The 15,668-nt window shown below is 61.8% G+C and carries 20 protein-coding genes and 1 other RNA gene; 11 read left to right on the top strand and 10 right to left on the bottom strand.

Going from position 1 to position 15,668, the window contains the following annotated elements; genetic code table 11:
• The first annotated feature begins 30 nt into the window (after positions 1-30).
• Positions 31-432 (top strand): DUF1398 family protein, encoded by a 402-nt coding sequence (locus tag AC1DIJ_RS11820; protein WP_112384996.1) that lies wholly within the window; start codon positions 31-33, stop codon positions 430-432.
• A 59-nt stretch (positions 433-491) separates the two neighbouring features.
• Here AC1DIJ_RS11820 and AC1DIJ_RS11815 read toward each other — a convergent pair whose 3' ends face one another.
• Positions 492-719 (bottom strand): hypothetical protein, encoded by a 228-nt coding sequence (locus AC1DIJ_RS11815; protein ID WP_148194262.1) that lies wholly within the window; start codon positions 717-719, stop codon positions 492-494.
• 55 nt (positions 720-774) lie between these two features.
• Between AC1DIJ_RS11815 and AC1DIJ_RS11810 the strand changes: the two genes are divergently transcribed.
• The gene (locus AC1DIJ_RS11810) at positions 775-1,722 is read left to right on the top strand and encodes an AEC family transporter (RefSeq protein ID WP_112385375.1); all 948 of its coding nucleotides are present in this window, start codon (positions 775-777) and stop codon (positions 1,720-1,722) included.
• 74 nt (positions 1,723-1,796) lie between these two features.
• Here the strand turns inward: AC1DIJ_RS11810 and AC1DIJ_RS11805 are convergent, their stop codons facing one another.
• A complete protein-coding gene (locus AC1DIJ_RS11805; protein WP_112384997.1) occupies positions 1,797-2,372 on the bottom strand; it encodes a c-type cytochrome in 576 nt (191 codons plus the stop codon).
• 155 nt (positions 2,373-2,527) lie between these two features.
• On the opposite strand from AC1DIJ_RS11805, the gene AC1DIJ_RS11800 reads away from it, so the two are divergent.
• Positions 2,528-3,283, top strand: a complete 756-nt coding sequence (locus tag AC1DIJ_RS11800; RefSeq protein ID WP_112384998.1) for a 3-deoxy-manno-octulosonate cytidylyltransferase — start codon at positions 2,528-2,530, stop codon at positions 3,281-3,283.
• Between the two features lie 10 nt (positions 3,284-3,293).
• Positions 3,294-4,154 carry a prephenate dehydratase gene (locus AC1DIJ_RS11795; protein WP_112384999.1) on the top strand — a complete coding sequence of 287 codons (861 nt, stop codon included), beginning with the start codon at positions 3,294-3,296 and terminating at the stop codon, positions 4,152-4,154.
• Between the two features lie 35 nt (positions 4,155-4,189).
• On the opposite strand, the gene AC1DIJ_RS11790 is transcribed toward AC1DIJ_RS11795, so the two are convergent.
• From AC1DIJ_RS11790 to AC1DIJ_RS11770, 5 genes are all read right to left on the bottom strand, one after another.
• Positions 4,190-4,558 carry a VOC family protein gene (locus AC1DIJ_RS11790; protein ID WP_112385000.1) on the bottom strand — a complete coding sequence of 123 codons (369 nt, stop codon included), beginning with the start codon at positions 4,556-4,558 and terminating at the stop codon, positions 4,190-4,192.
• A gap of 110 nt (positions 4,559-4,668) precedes the next feature.
• Positions 4,669-4,893: a hypothetical protein gene (locus tag AC1DIJ_RS11785; RefSeq protein WP_477831399.1), complete on the bottom strand. Its 225-nt coding sequence runs from the start codon at positions 4,891-4,893 to the stop codon at positions 4,669-4,671.
• A gap of 68 nt (positions 4,894-4,961) precedes the next feature.
• Complete coding sequence (locus AC1DIJ_RS11780) at positions 4,962-5,657, bottom strand: helix-turn-helix transcriptional regulator (protein WP_112385002.1); 696 nt, start codon at positions 5,655-5,657, stop codon at positions 4,962-4,964.
• 3 nt (positions 5,658-5,660) lie between these two features.
• Positions 5,661-6,620, bottom strand: a complete 960-nt coding sequence (gene nudC / locus AC1DIJ_RS11775) for an NAD(+) diphosphatase (RefSeq protein ID WP_112385003.1) — start codon at positions 6,618-6,620, stop codon at positions 5,661-5,663.
• Entirely contained in the window at positions 6,617-7,027 is a 411-nt protein-coding gene (locus AC1DIJ_RS11770; RefSeq protein WP_442207908.1) for an HIT domain-containing protein, read from the bottom strand. Before AC1DIJ_RS11770 ends, nudC begins: the two co-directional genes overlap by 4 nt.
• Before the next feature lie 89 nt (positions 7,028-7,116).
• Between AC1DIJ_RS11770 and ffs the strand changes: the two genes are divergently transcribed.
• The 4 genes from ffs (at position 7,117) to AC1DIJ_RS11750 (ending at position 10,119) form a co-directional block, all read left to right on the top strand.
• Positions 7,117-7,213, top strand: an RNA gene (gene ffs, locus AC1DIJ_RS11765) — signal recognition particle sRNA small type.
• A gap of 46 nt (positions 7,214-7,259) precedes the next feature.
• A complete protein-coding gene (locus tag AC1DIJ_RS11760; protein ID WP_112385005.1) occupies positions 7,260-9,131 on the top strand; it encodes a DNA polymerase III subunit gamma/tau in 1,872 nt (623 codons plus the stop codon).
• Between the two features lie 22 nt (positions 9,132-9,153).
• Complete coding sequence (locus AC1DIJ_RS11755; RefSeq protein WP_112385006.1) at positions 9,154-9,477, top strand: YbaB/EbfC family nucleoid-associated protein; 324 nt, start codon at positions 9,154-9,156, stop codon at positions 9,475-9,477.
• A gap of 30 nt (positions 9,478-9,507) precedes the next feature.
• A complete protein-coding gene (locus AC1DIJ_RS11750) occupies positions 9,508-10,119 on the top strand; it encodes a LysE family translocator (protein WP_112385007.1) in 612 nt (203 codons plus the stop codon).
• A 2-nt stretch (positions 10,120-10,121) separates the two neighbouring features.
• Here AC1DIJ_RS11750 and AC1DIJ_RS11745 read toward each other — a convergent pair whose 3' ends face one another.
• Positions 10,122-10,739: an MOSC domain-containing protein gene (locus AC1DIJ_RS11745; protein WP_477831398.1), complete on the bottom strand. Its 618-nt coding sequence runs from the start codon at positions 10,737-10,739 to the stop codon at positions 10,122-10,124.
• 57 nt (positions 10,740-10,796) lie between these two features.
• On the opposite strand from AC1DIJ_RS11745, the gene recR reads away from it, so the two are divergent.
• Both recR and AC1DIJ_RS11735 read left to right on the top strand, forming a co-directional pair.
• Positions 10,797-11,402 (top strand): recombination mediator RecR, encoded by a 606-nt coding sequence (gene recR / locus AC1DIJ_RS11740; protein WP_112385009.1) that lies wholly within the window; start codon positions 10,797-10,799, stop codon positions 11,400-11,402.
• 51 nt (positions 11,403-11,453) lie between these two features.
• A complete protein-coding gene (locus AC1DIJ_RS11735; RefSeq protein ID WP_477831409.1) occupies positions 11,454-12,668 on the top strand; it encodes a lytic murein transglycosylase in 1,215 nt (404 codons plus the stop codon).
• A gap of 3 nt (positions 12,669-12,671) precedes the next feature.
• On the opposite strand, the gene AC1DIJ_RS11730 is transcribed toward AC1DIJ_RS11735, so the two are convergent.
• Both AC1DIJ_RS11730 and AC1DIJ_RS11725 read right to left on the bottom strand, forming a co-directional pair.
• On the bottom strand, positions 12,672-13,121 hold the full coding sequence (locus AC1DIJ_RS11730; protein ID WP_112385011.1) for a GNAT family N-acetyltransferase: 450 nt from the start codon (positions 13,119-13,121) through the stop codon (positions 12,672-12,674).
• Between the two features lie 10 nt (positions 13,122-13,131).
• Positions 13,132-14,763, bottom strand: coding sequence for an MFS transporter (locus tag AC1DIJ_RS11725; RefSeq protein WP_112385012.1), 1,632 nt, complete (start codon positions 14,761-14,763; stop codon positions 13,132-13,134).
• Between the two features lie 249 nt (positions 14,764-15,012).
• Between AC1DIJ_RS11725 and rimP the strand changes: the two genes are divergently transcribed.
• The gene (rimP, locus tag AC1DIJ_RS11720) at positions 15,013-15,618 is read left to right on the top strand and encodes a ribosome maturation factor RimP (RefSeq protein ID WP_112385013.1); all 606 of its coding nucleotides are present in this window, start codon (positions 15,013-15,015) and stop codon (positions 15,616-15,618) included.
• Positions 15,619-15,668 lie beyond the last annotated feature (50 nt).

Raw genomic sequence — 15,668 nt, 5'->3', positions numbered from 1 at the left:
GTATCAACCAATACTATCGAGGAGGGCGCTATGGACGCGCAACGGACTGCTATTGCCCAAACGTGCCTGAACGCCGCCTATGACAAGGCGATGGATTTTCCTGACATTATCAGAACGCTTCTGGCGGCTGGCTTCGAGGGTTACACCGTCGATTACCGTCAGAATACGACGTCGTATTTCCTAGCCGATGGAACAAGCGTCACTCTTGAAAATCGCGTGTCGGATGGCGGCGTGGCGGCCGCATTTGATCAGGCCGGAATTGCCGCGCAGGTCCGATGGGCACAGGCGAATCCCGCGGACTATTCCTATGGTGCCTTCTGCAAGAACGTGAAGGCAATGGGATGTGCCGGCTATATCGTCTCATTCCTGGGGCGCCGCGTTCTCTATTTCGGCCGGACGGCCGAAACGCATGTCGAGCACTTCCCGCAATGACCGGTGCCAGGACCATTTGATAATATTCGCAAAAATGCCGCCAATTCGTCATGCGGCTGTCACTGTGAATTTCTAGAAAAGCTCTCAAGCAGACCGGCATGAGCATCCAAGGATGTTGCCGGGTGAGAAGGGATGATGCCCTTCAACTGTTCCGGAGCGGCGCTGACCACGGATGAACTGGCAGCATCGCACACCGGATGTCCGGCAAGACCGGATGCGGAAAAGCGGGCCTTGCCCGCTTTTTTTGTTTCTGCCGCTTCGTTTGTTTGCGCCAACAGGTTTGTCAATGCGCGCCGTTTGCTGTTAGACCTTTGGCTCCCGCGCCAAGGCAGTTCTCCCCGCATGACAGCAATCGTTTTCGACGTTCTTCCCATCTTCATCATGATCCTGATCGGCTGGCTCATCGTGAAAGCGGGGTTGATGACCGCCGATACCGGTGATGCGCTGAGCGATTTCGTCTTCAAGATCGCCGTGCCGATGCTGCTGTTCCGCACCATTGCCGAGGCCGATTTCCACGGTGCATCGCCGTTCCGGCTCTGGATCGCCTATTTCTCCGGCGTCGCCGTCACTTGGACAGTGGGCCACATCGCCGCAACGCGGCTCTTCGGACGCGATGCGCGCATCGGCGTACTTGCAGGCGTCTCCTCGGCTTTCGCCAACACCATCTTCGTCGGCCTGCCGCTGGTGCAGCGAACGGTGGGGGACAAGGGCCTCGTTCCGCTCTCGATCCTGATAGCCGTGCATCTGCCTGTCATGATGGTCGTCGGGACGATCCTCATGGAGCGCGCCGAACACAAGATTTCTGGTGCCGCCGATCGCAGCATTCTGAGGCTGCTGAAGCAGATCGGTCTCAATCTCATTCGCAACCCGCTGGTGATCGGTCTTGCGGCCGGCGCCACGATGCACTTGCTCGGGCTGACCATGCCGGCCCCGGTCGAGAATATCGTCGATCAGATCGCCGGCGTTGCGGGACCGGTTGCACTGATCTCGCTCGGCATGGCCTTGCAGAAATACGGGGTCTCCGGAAACCTCGGCATCGCCAGCGTCACCTCAGCCTGCAAGCTGCTTCTGCTGCCGTTCTGCGTCTGGATTGCAAGCCACATCGTCGGCCTCGCCGAGGACTGGACGGCCGCGCTCGTGCTCATTGCCGCGGTGCCGACAGGCGTCAATGCCTGGCTGATCGCCAATCGCTTCGGCGTCGGCCACAGCCTGGCGGCATCGACGATCACCATGACGACGGCGCTTGGTGCCATTTCCGTGTCGCTCTGGGCCTACCTGCTCGGGCCCTAATCCGCGAAATCGCGACAAGGAAAAAGCCCGGCTTGCGGCCGGGCTTCAATCTCATTTCCGATGTCGCGATCAGCTTACTGCGTGATCGTATCAGGAGCGTTCGGATCCGGCAGCGGAGCGGGCGTATCGGCCAGGGTGTGCAGATAAAGCAGCACGTTGGCGCGATCCTGTTCCTTCGGCAGACCGGCAAAGCCCATCGCCGTACCCGGGATCTGCTTCTTCGGTGCCATCAGGAAGTGGTTCAGGTGGTCGAAAGTCCACTTTTCAGCGCCGCCCTTGGAGAAGTCCTTCATAGCGGACGAATAGGCGAAGCCTTCATGCGAAGCGATAGGGCGATCGACGAGACCATAGAGGTTCGGACCGACTTTGTTCGGCCCCCCCTTGGTCGCGTCATGACAGGCCTGACACTTCTTGAAGATGGTTTCGCCAGCCTTGGCGTCGGCCGTCGGCAGCAGCTTTCCGATCGGAACCATAGCGGCAGCAGCGGCCTCGCCCCCACCGGCAGCCGGTGTTTCCTCGGCGACGATCGTGAAGCCTTCCTTTTCCGGCGCTTCGGAATGGAAGATTCCTTCGGACGCGATGGACACCGACATCAGCACGAAAATCGTTCCGAGCAGTGCACCAACGGCCGTATTGACGTAAGAATTCATCTGCAATGCTCCCCGTGCAGTCGGCAGACCCTAAAAAGGTACCATCTTGAAATCGCGCGGAACCTATGTCTTTTGGCTGTTCGTTGCAACTGTCTAAATGGTCCTGTACGTGAGACTTTTTGACACTTTTCCGCCCGGAATAGAAGGCCCGACAGATGACTGGTTCAAATTTAGATGACGTCCTCGTTCTGATCCCGGCACGCATGGCTTCGACCCGGCTTCCGGGCAAGCCGTTGGCCGATATCTGCGGGCTGCCGATGATCGTTCAGGTCGCCATGCGCGCCAAGGAAGCCGCCATCGGCCGCGTCGTCGTCGCGGTCGATGATCAGCGCGTCTTCGACGCCGTCGCCGAGGCCGGCTTCGAGGTGATCATGACCGGCGGTCACCACCAGTCGGGTTCGGACCGCATTCACGAGGCGATGACCAAGATCGATCCTGAAGGCAGGGCCAAGATCATCGTCAACGTCCAGGGCGATCTGCCGACCATCGAGCCCGAAACCATCCGCGCTTCTCTGCGCCCGCTCGACGACGAAGCGGTCGATATCGCCACGCTGACGATCGAGATCGACAACGAGGAAGACAAGACCGCTCCGCATATCGTTAAGGTCGTCGGCTCGCCGCTTTCCGAGACACGCCTACGCGGCCTCTATTTCACCCGCGCCACCGCGCCCTATGGCAAGGGTCCGCTCTATCATCACATTGGCCTTTACGCTTACCGCCGGCCGGCGCTGGAGCGCTTCGTGACGCTCGGCCCGTCGGTGCTGGAGCTGCGCGAATCGCTGGAGCAGCTGCGGGCGCTGGAAGCGGGAATGCGCATCGATGCCGAAATCGTCGAAACCGTACCGCTGGGCGTCGATACCCCCGCCGATCTCGAAAAGGCCCGCCGGATTCTCGCGGCAAGACAGGCTTGAGGACATAGCCATGAACAACAAGACAAACCGGATTTCATTCCAGGGCGAGTTCGGCGCCAATTCCGATATGGCCTGCCGCGACATGTTCCCGACCATGGAACCGCTTCCCTGCCAGACCTTCGAGGACGCCTTCACGGCGCTGGAAAGCGGCGAAGCCGATCTCGCCATGATCCCGATCGAGAACACGATCGCTGGGCGCGTTGCCGATATCCATCACCTGCTGCCGGACTCCAGGCTGCATATCGTCGGCGAATATTTCATGCCGATCCGCTTTCAGCTGATGGTGCTGCCGGGCGTCTCGAAGGATGAGATCCGGACGGTGCACAGCCACATCCACGCGCTTGGCCAATGCCGCAAGATCGTTCGCGCCAATGGCTGGAAGCCTGTCATCGCCGGCGATACGGCCGGTGCCGCAAAGATGGTTCAGGAAACCGGTGACCGGACGATGGCTGCGCTTGCGCCGCGCCTGGCCGCCGATCTCTACGGTCTCGAGATCGTTGCCGAAAATGTCGAAGACACCGAAAGCAATGTCACCCGCTTCGTGGTGCTCTCCCGCGACGAGAAATGGGCGAACCGTTCGAATGAAGAAGAGAAGATCGTCACGACCTTCGTCTTCAACGTCCGCAATATTCCAGCCGCCCTTTACAAGGCGCTCGGTGGTTTCGCGACCAACAACATCAACATGACGAAGCTGGAAAGCTACCAGATCGGCGGCAAGTTCATCGCCACGCAGTTCTATGCCGATATCGAAGGCCACGCCAATGACAGCAATGTCCGCCAGGCGCTCGAGGAGCTCAGGTTCTTCTCGGAGAAGGTTCGCATCCTCGGGGTCTACAAAGGCCACCCGATGCGCGGCCTGCTGCACAAATAGTCATAAAAAGGGCGCCTCGGGCGCCCTTGTCATTGTCACTTGTCCGGTTCGCAAACCCGCAGACGGTGGCCATCCGGGTCGAGCACCACGAAGGTCGGTCCGAAATCGAGATCGACGAGCTCCTGGGCGATCGGCAGGCCGCGCTTGCGCCAGTCCTCATATTGCTTGGCCACCGCACGGTCTCCCGGCACCATGAAGGCGATTTCGCCGCGATTGCCGATCGCCGACGGCTGCGGCTCGACATTGCTGCGGCGCCAGAGGCCGAGCGTGAAACCGCCATCGAGCGGAAAGGCGACGAAGTTGGGCGAAGAGAACGCCGCGTCGCGGCCGAGGATGTCCTTGTAGAAGCGTTCGCTTTCGGCCGGGTCCTTGACGTAGAGAATGATGGAATTCGGGCTGGTCATGGTCTTATCCTCTTGGTTGAGATGGCTGCAATGAAAAGGCGTGCCGCGGTGCGTTGCAGCGGCGGTATGAAATGTCTGCTGTCGGGGTGTGCTGGGCTGTATGCTGCCGGCTATGCCTCGCCCTCTCGCGAGGTCCAGCCGGAAAGGCCGAGGTCGCGCCGCACGTTTGCCGGCATCGACCGCGGGTCGAGGCGGGGGGCATCACCCCTCGCCATGTTGCGCGATGCATTCTGCATCATGCGCAGCATCAGGGACTGCGGATATCCCGCATGTGCAGAAGACGTCTCGACAAGGCAGTCGCCGTAATTTGCGGTGCTGATCTTCAGGCTCGTCATCATCGGTCCTCCTTCTGGATTGGTACCGATAATAGCGCGGCCTACTGTCAGAATCTGGCAGTAGCCTTTCAGCGTTCGACAGGCACGTGTTCCGCCTCGCGCCACTCTTTCATCAGCGCGGTCCGGCGGCGGGGATAGCGCTCCTCGTGCTGCGTCATGTCGATGATCCGGTCCGTGCGGAAATGGCGGAAGCCGCGGCGTAGCTCGCACCAGGCCATCACCATCCGGATATGCTCGAAATAGCCGAGGGCGAAAGGCCAGACGCGCCGGAGCGAGATGCGTCCCTGCTCGTCGCTATAGTGCAGTTCGAGAATGCGTTCGGTACGGATCGCCTTGCGGATCAGGGCGACATCCGCCTTGTCCTCGTTGGCGCGCTTGGGGCCGACAAGCAGCGTCGCCGATTCGATCGTCTCGCGCATCTCGGCAGGCAGCACGGCGGCGATCTTCGCCAGCGCATCGGCAGCTGCACCCGCGAGCCGCGGCTCCGCCGAGCGGTTTACCCAGCGCGAACCCAGCACCAGCGCCTCAAGCTCCTCTTCGGAAAACATCATCGGCGGCAGCATGAAGCCAGGCTTCAGCACATAGCCGACGCCGGCTTCGCCCTCAATCATCGCACCCTGGCTCTGCAGGCTTGCAATGTCACGGTAGAGCGTGCGCAGACTGACGCCCGTCTGCTCGGCAAGGATGATGCCGCTGACAGGACGGCGGTGCCGGCGAAGCACCTGGAGAAGAGCAAGCAGCCGTTCCGAGCGCGAGACCGGCATGGCCTATCGCTTCCACTCCACCCAGTCGCGCATCAGGCGGTGGGCAATGGCGCCTTTCGGCGGAGAGGCCTGGCCGTTGGCGCCGGGGCGTTCGAGCATCTCGATCGTTTCCTCGCGAGTAAACCAGCGGCAATCCTCGAGCTCGGCTTCGTCGCGGGTGATCTCGCTGGATTTCGCCTCGGCATAGCAGCCGATCATCAGCGTATGCGGCATCGGCCAGGGCTGGGAGGCGTGATAGCGGACGCGCCCGGTTCTGATGCCGGATTCCTCAAGCGTCTCGCGGCGCACGGCGTTCTCGATGGTTTCACCTGGCTCCACGAAGCCAGCAAGACAGGAATACATGCCAGGCGCGAAATGCGGTCCGCGGCCAAGCAGGCAGAGATCGCGCTTCTCGTCGATCGTCAGCATGATGACGACGGGGTCGGTGCGCGGGAAAATCATGTGTTCGCAGGCAGTGCAGACGCGTTTGTAGCCGCCGATCTTCTGCTCCATGCTGCCACCGCAACGGCCGCAGAACTTGTTGTCGCCGTTCCAGCGGATCAGGCTTGCGGCCTGGGCAAATTCGCCGAGCAGCACCTCGTCGACAAGCTGATCGCGATAGAGCGTGCGTCCGTCGGCCGGCTTGTAGTGGCTTTCGAGTTGCTCCTCCGGCACGCCGACCGGCACGGCCAGCCGCGGCTCGCCGGATTTGCGATAGCCGAGCAGGATCGTCTCGTCCCAATGCGGCTGCAGTTCCTGCAATTCGTAACGGGCAAAGAGCGGATCCAGCACCTGCCCGTCATGCTTCAGGACCAGCTTGTCCTTGGCGAAGGCAAAGATATGCGTGCCTTCCTTCGCCAGCGCCGTCTCGACCGATTTCTCGTCGCGATGTTCAGAATCGCGGTTCAGGTCGTTGGCGGCAAAAGCGGTGAGGTTGCTCGGCTCCGGATGCGGAACGTCCGTATCGAAAATTGAAGAACTCATGATGAAAGGGCTTCCCGCAATGTCGCTATGAACTGCTCCCGCTTCCCGTCCTCATAAGGCTCGACCGTGCCGAAACCCCAGATCGGGCCCGGCCAATTGGCATCGCCTTCGAAGCGGGCGATGACATGAACATGAAGCTGGCGGACGATATTGCCAAGAGCCCCGACATTGATTTTTGTCGCCCCGGTCAGCTTCTTGAGCGCGCTGGCCACCACCTCGGTCTCGAATGTCAGCATCACCTGATCGAGCGGCGTCAATTCGAAAATCTCAGTGATCCCGGCGCGGCGTGGAATCAGGATCAGCCAGGGCCAGCGTGCGTCCTTCGATAATCTGAGATCGCAAAGGCCGGTCTGCATGACGCTGATGCTGTCTTTTTCGAGCCGGGGGTCGAGCGCGAAATCCGTCAACGGGCATTCCTCCATTGTTTTCCAATGATTAGCAGTTTTTTTTGAGCTTGGCTTGCTTTTGATGACGATATTGCCGATATGTGCATCCGGGAGGTTGGTGGTGGACGAGCCACTCGCCAACCGGGTCAGGTCCGGAAGGAAGCAGCCCTAACGAGCCCGGCACGGGTCATCGTGCCAGCCTCCCACCCTTCTCTCCATCCTTTGCCCGGGATTCCGGGCGCCAAGCAGGGCGATGAGCGACACCGAGCGACAATCACAAGATGCCGCCTCGACGGGCACCGGATACCGGGTGCTGGCACGCAAATACCGCCCCAAGGATTTCACGGACCTGATGGTCGGCCAGGAGCCGATGGTCCGCACACTGACCAACGCCTTCGAGACCGGCCGCATCGCGCAGGCCTATATGCTGACCGGCGTTCGCGGCGTCGGCAAGACGACGACGGCGCGCATTCTGGCGCGTGCCCTGAACTACAAGACCGCTGATATCGACAAGCCGACGATCGACCTGCGCATCCCCGGCGAGCACTGCCAGGCGATCATGGAAGGTCGCCATGTCGACGTGATCGAGATGGACGCTGCCTCGCATACCGGCATCGACGATATCAGAGAGATCATCGAGCAGGTGCGCTATCGCCCGGTTTCGGCGCGCTACAAGGTCTACATCATCGACGAAGTGCACATGCTCTCTACGGCAGCCTTCAACGGGCTGCTGAAGACGCTCGAGGAGCCGCCGGAGCATGTGAAGTTCATCTTCGCGACCACCGAAATCCGCAAGGTTCCGATCACCGTCCTGTCGCGCTGCCAGCGCTTCGACCTGCGCCGGATCAGCGCTTCGGATCTCGTCGGCCTGTTCACGACCATTGCGTCGAAGGAAGGCATCGAGGCCGAGCCGGACGCGCTCGCCATGATCGCCCGCGCTGCCGAAGGTTCAGCGCGTGACGGCCTCTCGCTGCTCGACCAGGCGATTGCCCATGGCGGCGGTGCCGTGCAGGCGGAAGCCGTCCGCAGCATGCTCGGTCTTGCCGACCGAGCCCGCATCGTCGATCTTTTCCAGCATGTGGTGAAGGGCGATGTCGCCTCGGCGCTGAACGAGTTTCAGGCACAGTACGAGGCGGGCGCCAATCCTGTTGTCGTTCTGACCGACCTTGCCGACTTCACCCATCTCGTCACCCGCTTGAAATACGTGCCTGATGCCGCCAACGATCCGTCTCTGAGCGAGGTCGAGCGCACCAAGGCTGCGGAATTCGCCCAGGGCGTGGCGGTGACCACGCTGTCGCGCATCTGGCAGATGCTGCTGAAGGGCATTCCGGAAGCCGAGGCATCGTCGCGCACGGCGGGTGCGGCCGAAATGGTGCTGATCCGCCTTGCCCATGCCGCGCATCTGCCGGCACCCGAAGATGCGGCCCGTAGGCTCGCTGAATTTTCAGACAATGGCGGCGGCTCCGGCCGCCCGGCACCGGGTTCCTCGGGCAATGGTGGTGGTGCGACCGTCGCCTATCAGTCGGCAGCGATGGCGCGCGCACCGGAAACTGCGCCCCGCCCGCAGCCGAATGGCCCGACCGCGATGCTGCGCGCTGTTCCGAACCCAGATCCGCAGCCGATGCAGGCCGGTCGTCTCGAGACCAAGCCCGCCGAAGCGCCGAAGCCGCTGGTTGCCGTGAATTCGATTGCCGATATAGTCAATCTGGCCGGTGAAAAGCGCGATGCCAAGATCAAGGCGTTGGTCCGCACCTTCGTGCGTCCTGTCCGGGTCGATCCCGGCCGCCTGGATGTCAATCTGACGGACGGTGCTCCGGCAACGCTGCTCAACGAACTGGCGGTCAAGCTCAAGGAATGGACGGGGATCCATTGGATCGTTAGTCTGAGCCGCGAGCCCGGTGATCCGACCATGGTCGAAGCCGAGGCCAAGGCCAAGGAACAGCAGGTCAGCGATGCCCGCCAGGACCCTGATGTGGCGGCGATCCTCGCGCAGTTTCCGGGCGCCAAGATTATCGACGTCCGCGTCCGGGCGCCGGAGCCGGAGGAAGAGGGCGATGTCAAGCCGCCCGCCGTCGCCGAATCCGAAGATGGCGACATCCTGCCGGGCGACGACATAGAATTCTAGACTTTCAGAGAAGGAAAAGACGATGCGCGACCTCATGGGAATGATGGGCAAAGTCAAGGAAATGCAGGCCAAGATGGAGCAGATGCAGGCGGAGATCGCCGAGCTCCAGGCCGAAGGCAAGTCCGGTGGCGGACTGGTTACCGTTGTCCTCAACGGCAAGGGCGAAATGCAGAGCCTGAAGATCGATCCGTCACTCTTCAAGGAAGACGATGTCGAGATCCTCGAAGACCTGATCGTTGCCGCCCACAAGGATGCCAAGGACAAGGCCGAGGCCGTCACGGCTGAAAAGACCAAGGCGCTGACCGCCGGCCTGCCGATCCCGCCCGGCTTCAAGATGCCGTTCTGATCAGGCCACGCCCGGGAGGAAGCCTTTACGATGACGCTGACGGCCCTGTTGGTATTTGCCGGCGCCCTTTTCATCGCCGCCGGCACGCCCGGCCCGAGCGTTGCGGCGCTCGTTGCCCGCGTCATCTCGAAGGGCGCGCGCGATGTGCTGCCCTTCCTCTTCGGCATGTGGGCGGGTGATGCGATCTGGCTGACCTGCGCCATCGCCGGCCTCTCGGCCATTGCCGAAACCTTCTATCACGCCTTTGTCGTCATCAAATGGCTCGGCATTCTCTATCTCCTCTATCTCGCCTGGAAAATGTGGTTCGCAAGACCTGATGTCGAGGAAGAGGAGCTTCCGCAGGCCCGCTCGCGAAGCCGGATGTTCCTGACGGGGCTGGCGATCGCGCTTGGCAATCCAAAGATCATGATGTTCTACATCGCCCTTCTGCCGTCGATCATCGACATCCGCGCCGTCTCCTTCGGCGGCTGGGCGGAGCTTGTCGTAACGCTGATCGTGGTGCTGGCGGTCGTCGATTTCAGCTGGATGTTCCTGGCCGCAAAAGCCCGCGGCTTCCTGAAGAGCCCTCGCGCCGTGCGGATTGCCAATCGTGCGAGTGCCGCAACGATGGCCGGTGCCGCGATGGCGATCGCCACGCGCTGATCTCAGGCCTGCGCCTCAAGCAGGGCCCGCAGCTTGTAGTGAATGGGTGCTGCGAGATACCGCTCCCGATCTTCCGGCGAGAGCTTTTTCCCGAACGTTTCCATCATCTCAGGCACGGTCACCCTGGCGCCGGAAAACGGTTGGTACGCGACCGGCATTCCCGCCTCCACGATGGCGCCGGCGAGAACCCGGCAATAGATGCCCGGCCGCCCGGCCTTGGTGTAGCGCTTGACGAAGCGCGGGTCTTCCATCTTCGCGGCGAAGGTCGCGCAGGGAATACGGGCGGACGTGACTTCCAGAACAAGATCGCCTGCGATGAACCTGTCGCCCACCGCCACATCGCGATTGTCGAGCCCCTCGATGACGAGGTTTTCGCCGAAGGTGCCCGGTGTGACCGGTTTACCGAGTTCGCCGCTCCACCAGTCGAGCGTCCGCGATCCCTCGATATAAACAGCCTGATCCGCGCCGCCGTGATAGGTGCGATTGCAGATCGCGTCGCCGACCAGCCCTTCCGCATCGATCATCACGGCGCCGTTGACAGGCTGCTTGAAGATACCGGTCTTGTATTTCTTGTCCGGCAGGCGTTCGGCACTGCCGGTACAGACCGCACTGATTTTCATGGCGGCAGCAATCCTTCCGCGATTCCGTTTTGACGACATATGGGCTAAGAACGGCGCATGGCAAAGCGAGTCACCGGCCCCGAAATCGAAAAACTCATTCAGCTTCTGGCGAAAGTGCCGGGTCTCGGGCCCCGGTCGGCGCGCCGCGCGGCGCTGCATCTGATCAAGAAGAAGGACCAGCTTCTCGGTCCTCTTTCCCATGCCATGGGCGATGCCTATGACAAGGTGAAGATCTGCTCGCGCTGCGGCAATGTCGATACCTCGGATCCCTGCACCGTCTGCACCGATGATCGCCGCGACCAGTCGGTCATCATTGTCGTCGAGGATGTATCGGATCTCTGGGCACTGGAGCGCGCCGGCGCGATGAATGCCGCCTACCACGTTCTCGGCGGCACGCTGTCGCCGCTGGATGGCGTCGGCCCGGATGATCTGAATATCCGCGGGCTGATCGAGCGGCTCGGCGAAGGCGGCGTGCGCGAGCTGATCATCGCGGTGAACGCCACCGTCGAGGGGCAGACCACAGCACACTATATAACCGATCAGCTCACCGGATTGGACGTCAAGATCACCCGGCTGGCGCATGGCGTGCCTGTCGGCGGCGAGCTCGATTATCTCGACGAGGGCACATTGGCGGCCGCGCTTCGGGCGCGAACGGTCATTTGAGGGGGAATGCCTGAGGTGAAGACGATCATCCGCCTTTCGATCCTGACGGCGATGCTTGCCGCATCGTTTCATCTGCCCGCCTCCGCCGCTCCTTCGAAGGCCGCCGTCGAGGCGCAGTTCGAGAAATGGGTGCAGACCGAACTGCGCCCGGAAGCCGAAAAGAACGGTATTTCTGCCAAGACATTTCAGGCCGCTTTCGCCGGCATCGAACTCAACTGGGATCTTCCGGATCTCGCGCCTCCCGGCTTCCCGCCGCCGAAGGAACGCAAGCAGACACAGGCCGAATTTTCCTCGCCTGCGCCCTATTTCAACGAGGAGCGTCTGAGCAAACTCGCCATGACAGGCCGCGGCTTTGCCTCGCAATATGCCTCGACGCTGAAGCGGATCGAAAAGACCTACGGCGTGCCGGGATCGATCGTGCTGGCCATCTGGGGCCGCGAGACCGGTTTTGGCGCCGCGAAGATCCCGAACTCGGCGATCCAGGTGCTGGCCACGAAGGCGTTCATGTCGACGCGCAAGGAGATGTTTCGCACCGAACTGATTGCGGCACTCCACATCATCGATGGCGGCGATGTGGCGCCGGCCGATTTCAAGGGCTCCTGGGCAGGCGCGCTCGGCCAGCCGCAGTTCATGCCGACAAGCTACCTGAAATATGCCGTCGATTTCGATGGCGACGGCCACCGCAACATCTGGACCTCGGTGCCGGATACGCTGGCATCCATCGCCAACTATCTTGTCAAGAAGGGCTGGCAGCGCGACCGCGACTGGGGCTTCGAGGTCACGATCCCCGCTGCCGTATCCTGCGCCCAGGAGGGGCCGGATCTCGCCAAGCCGCTGTCGCAATGGGCATCACTCGGCATCAGCAGGATCTGGGGCAAGGGCTTTCCCTCATCTGAGATGAAGGCCGATGGGATGATGCTGGTTCCCGCTGGCCGCGACGGCCCGGAATTCCTCGTCACCCCGAATTTCTACGTCATCAAGGAATATAACAATTCCGATCTCTATGGACTCTATATCGGCAACCTGGCTGATCGGATCGCCTATGGAGCGGGCGGTTTCCAGGGCGCCTGGGGCGATGTCGGCAAGATGCTGCGCTCGGATGTCGCTGCCATGCAGAAGGCGCTGGAGCGTCAGGGCTACGATGTCGGCGGTTCCGACGGCTTGCCGGGCTACAAGACCCGCCGTTCGATCGGCCAGTGGCAGGTCAAGAACGGCGAAAAGCCGACCTGCTATCCGGAAGCGTCGATGAAGGGCAAACTGAAATAGGCTTCAGAGAGTAAGCTTCATGCCCTCGTGGCTCGCCGTGAAGCCAAGCTTTTCATAGAAACGGATGGAATCGGCCCGCGACTTGTCCGATGTCAGCTGTACGAGCTTGCAGCCGCGGTCCCGGCAAACGCCGATCGCCCATTTGATGAAGCGTGCGCCAAGTCCGGTGCCGCGCTCCGTTTCGGTGATCCGCACGCTCTCGATCTGTCCGCGCCACATGCCGGTGCGCGAAAGCCCCGGAATGAATGTCAGCTGCAGGCAGCCAACCGGCTGGTCGTCGGCATTGACCGCGACGGCAAGCAGCTGGTTCTCGTCGGTGATGATGGCCGCAAAGGCAGCAAGGTAGCGCTCGTCAACGGGATCGGAGACCACCTCGCGGCTGCGTCCCAACGCATCATCGGCGAGCATGGCAATGATCGCGGGGAGATCGCTTTCCCTGGCTCGCCTGAACATCTTGAACTTCCTAGTGATGGATATCGATCGGCGCCTTGTGAAAGACGTCGTCGGAGGGTGGGATCGCCTGGCGTTCGATCATCCGGTGCACATGCGGCAGATCGGCGCCGCGATGCAGGTTGCGCAGCCGGTCGGTATTTTCCGCATCGGCCTGCGTGCGCCGTTGGTTGTGGCGAATATATTCGACCCAGGTCGGGGTGTGATAAGTCTCCGTCCAGATGCCCGGGTTCTCCAGATCGCGCATCAGCGCCCAGGCCCGGGCGCCGTCGCGAATACGGATGCGCCGCCGCTCGCCCATCAGCTTCAGGAATTCCGGCAGGTCCTCGTCGCTGATCTGATAATCGACCTGGATGACGATCGGCCCGCTGCGCGGCGTGATATCGAGCCCGAGCGCCGGTTCGACAAAGCGGTTGAGCGGGTCGAGATTGAGCGAGGCAAAGGCCGGCATCGAGAAGCGGAAGCCGATCAGCACGCCGATCACCATTACCGCTGCAGACCCATAGAGCGCATTCGAGACGCCGAAGCGGTCTGCCACGATACCCCAGAACCAGCTGCCGCCGGCAATCCCGCCGAAGGTTACCGTCTGATAAAGCGAGAGCGCCCGCCCGACCACCCAGCGCGGCGTCGATAGCTGGACGATCGTATTGAACAGCGACAGCGCCAGCACCCAACAGGCGCCCGATACCAGCAGCCCGGCGCAGGTCAGCACCGCAAAGGGGCTGGCCGCGGTGATCGCCATGCTCACCGCAAAGCCGGCAAAGGCATAGCGGATGATGATCTCGCTGCTCAGCGCATCGCGAAGCCGGGCGTTGAGCGCCCCGCCGCCGATCGCGCCGATGCCGAAAGAGCCGAGCATGAAGCCGTAGGTCAGCGGCCCGCCCGAGACGAGGTCGATCGCGACGATCGGAAGCAGCGCGAGCACCGAGCTGGCGCCGACACCGAACGTGAAGCCGCGCACCAGAACCTTTTCGAGGTTCGGTGACATCGAGATATAGCGCAGGCCTGCAAAGATCGCGCTGCCAAGGCTTTCACGCGGCAGCGTCGAGGTGGGAAGAGCGGGTTTCCAGCGCATCAGTGCATAAATCAGCGCCAGATAGCTGACAGCGTTCACCGCAAAGGCGGCCGCCGCACCGGCTGCCGCCACGATGACCCCGCCGATCGCCGGGCCAACGCTGCGGGTCATGTTGAACCCCATGCTGTTCAGCGTCACGGCGGCAGGCAGATCGGCGCGCGGCACCATGTCGCCGACCGACGCCTGCCAGGAGGGATTGTTGAGCGCCGTGCCGCAGCCGATGAGAAAGGTGAACAACAATAGAAGCCAGGGCGTGATCCAGCCGAGCAGGGCGAAGACCGTCAGGATCGCCGAGACAACGAGCATCAGGACCTGCGCCGTCAGCATCACCCGGCGCCTGTCGAAATTGTCGGCGAGCGCGCCCGAGATCAGCGAGAAGAGCATGATCGGCAGCGCCGTCGAGGTCTGCACCAGCGCCACCATGTCTTCCGAGGCGGTGATCGTCGTCATCATCCATGCGGCGCCGACGGCCTGGATCAGCCCGCCGAAGTTCGACGCCAGACTCGCAAACCAGATCCGGCGGTATGTTTCGTGTTTCAGCGGCGCCAGCGTGGAAGAATTCGACGGCACGTTCCCTCCGCCCGGATTTGCTCCGGCTTGTCTTGTTCTGTTCCCGCCCAATATATGGCGAAGCGTGCCTGAGGCCAGCGAAGGATTGCAGCCTTGGCGCATTTGGCGCCGGAGCTTGCAATTTCAGAAAAACGGGCCTATATGCCACTCAAATTCTTGATCGTACGATGAAGAGTGGGCCGCAAGGACCCGCTCTTTTTTATTAGCGCGATCATCCAAAATGCTTGAAATTTGCTAGGAGCGCGCCGCTTGTCGGATCAGACAACCGCAGAAAACGAACTTGAGCCACGGCTGATTACCGAGACCGGGCTTGACCAGCGCCTTGCCGACATCATCGAACCAGTGCTTGTCGGTATGGGCTTCCGCCTGATCCGCGTCCGGATGCTCAATCAGAACGGCGCGACGCTGCAGATCATGGCCGAGCGCAATGACGGAACCATGTCCGTTCAGGACTGCGAAGCGGTCTCGACGGCTGTTTCCCCGGTTCTGGATGTGGAAGATCCGATCGATCGGGAGTATCATCTCGAAGTGTCTTCGGCCGGTATCGACCGTCCGCTGGTGCGCAAGTCGGATTTCGTCCGCTGGCAGGGACACCTTTTGAAGTGCGATACGTCGATCATGATCGGCAACCGCAAGCGGTTCCGTGGCAAGATTCTGGAATCGAATGCAGATGGTTTCACGCTTGAGCGTGACCAGGTTGCCTATGGCGAAGAGCAGAAGGTGGAAATCCCCTTCGCGGCTCTGGCCGAAGCCAAGCTTATCCTGACCGACGATCTGATCCGCGATGCGCTTCGCGCCGACAAGGCAGCGAAGTCGGAAGCCGCGAACCAGAACGAAGCGGAAGACCAGGAATAACCGATCAACTACAGGCTCCAGGGACGGGAACCCGGAAAGCCGAGACGGAG

Source organism: Rhizobium sp. 10N427, from assembly GCF_056394605.1.
The sequence above is the reverse complement of the archived record's forward strand: the minus strand, read 5'-3'. Positions and strand labels throughout refer to the sequence as shown.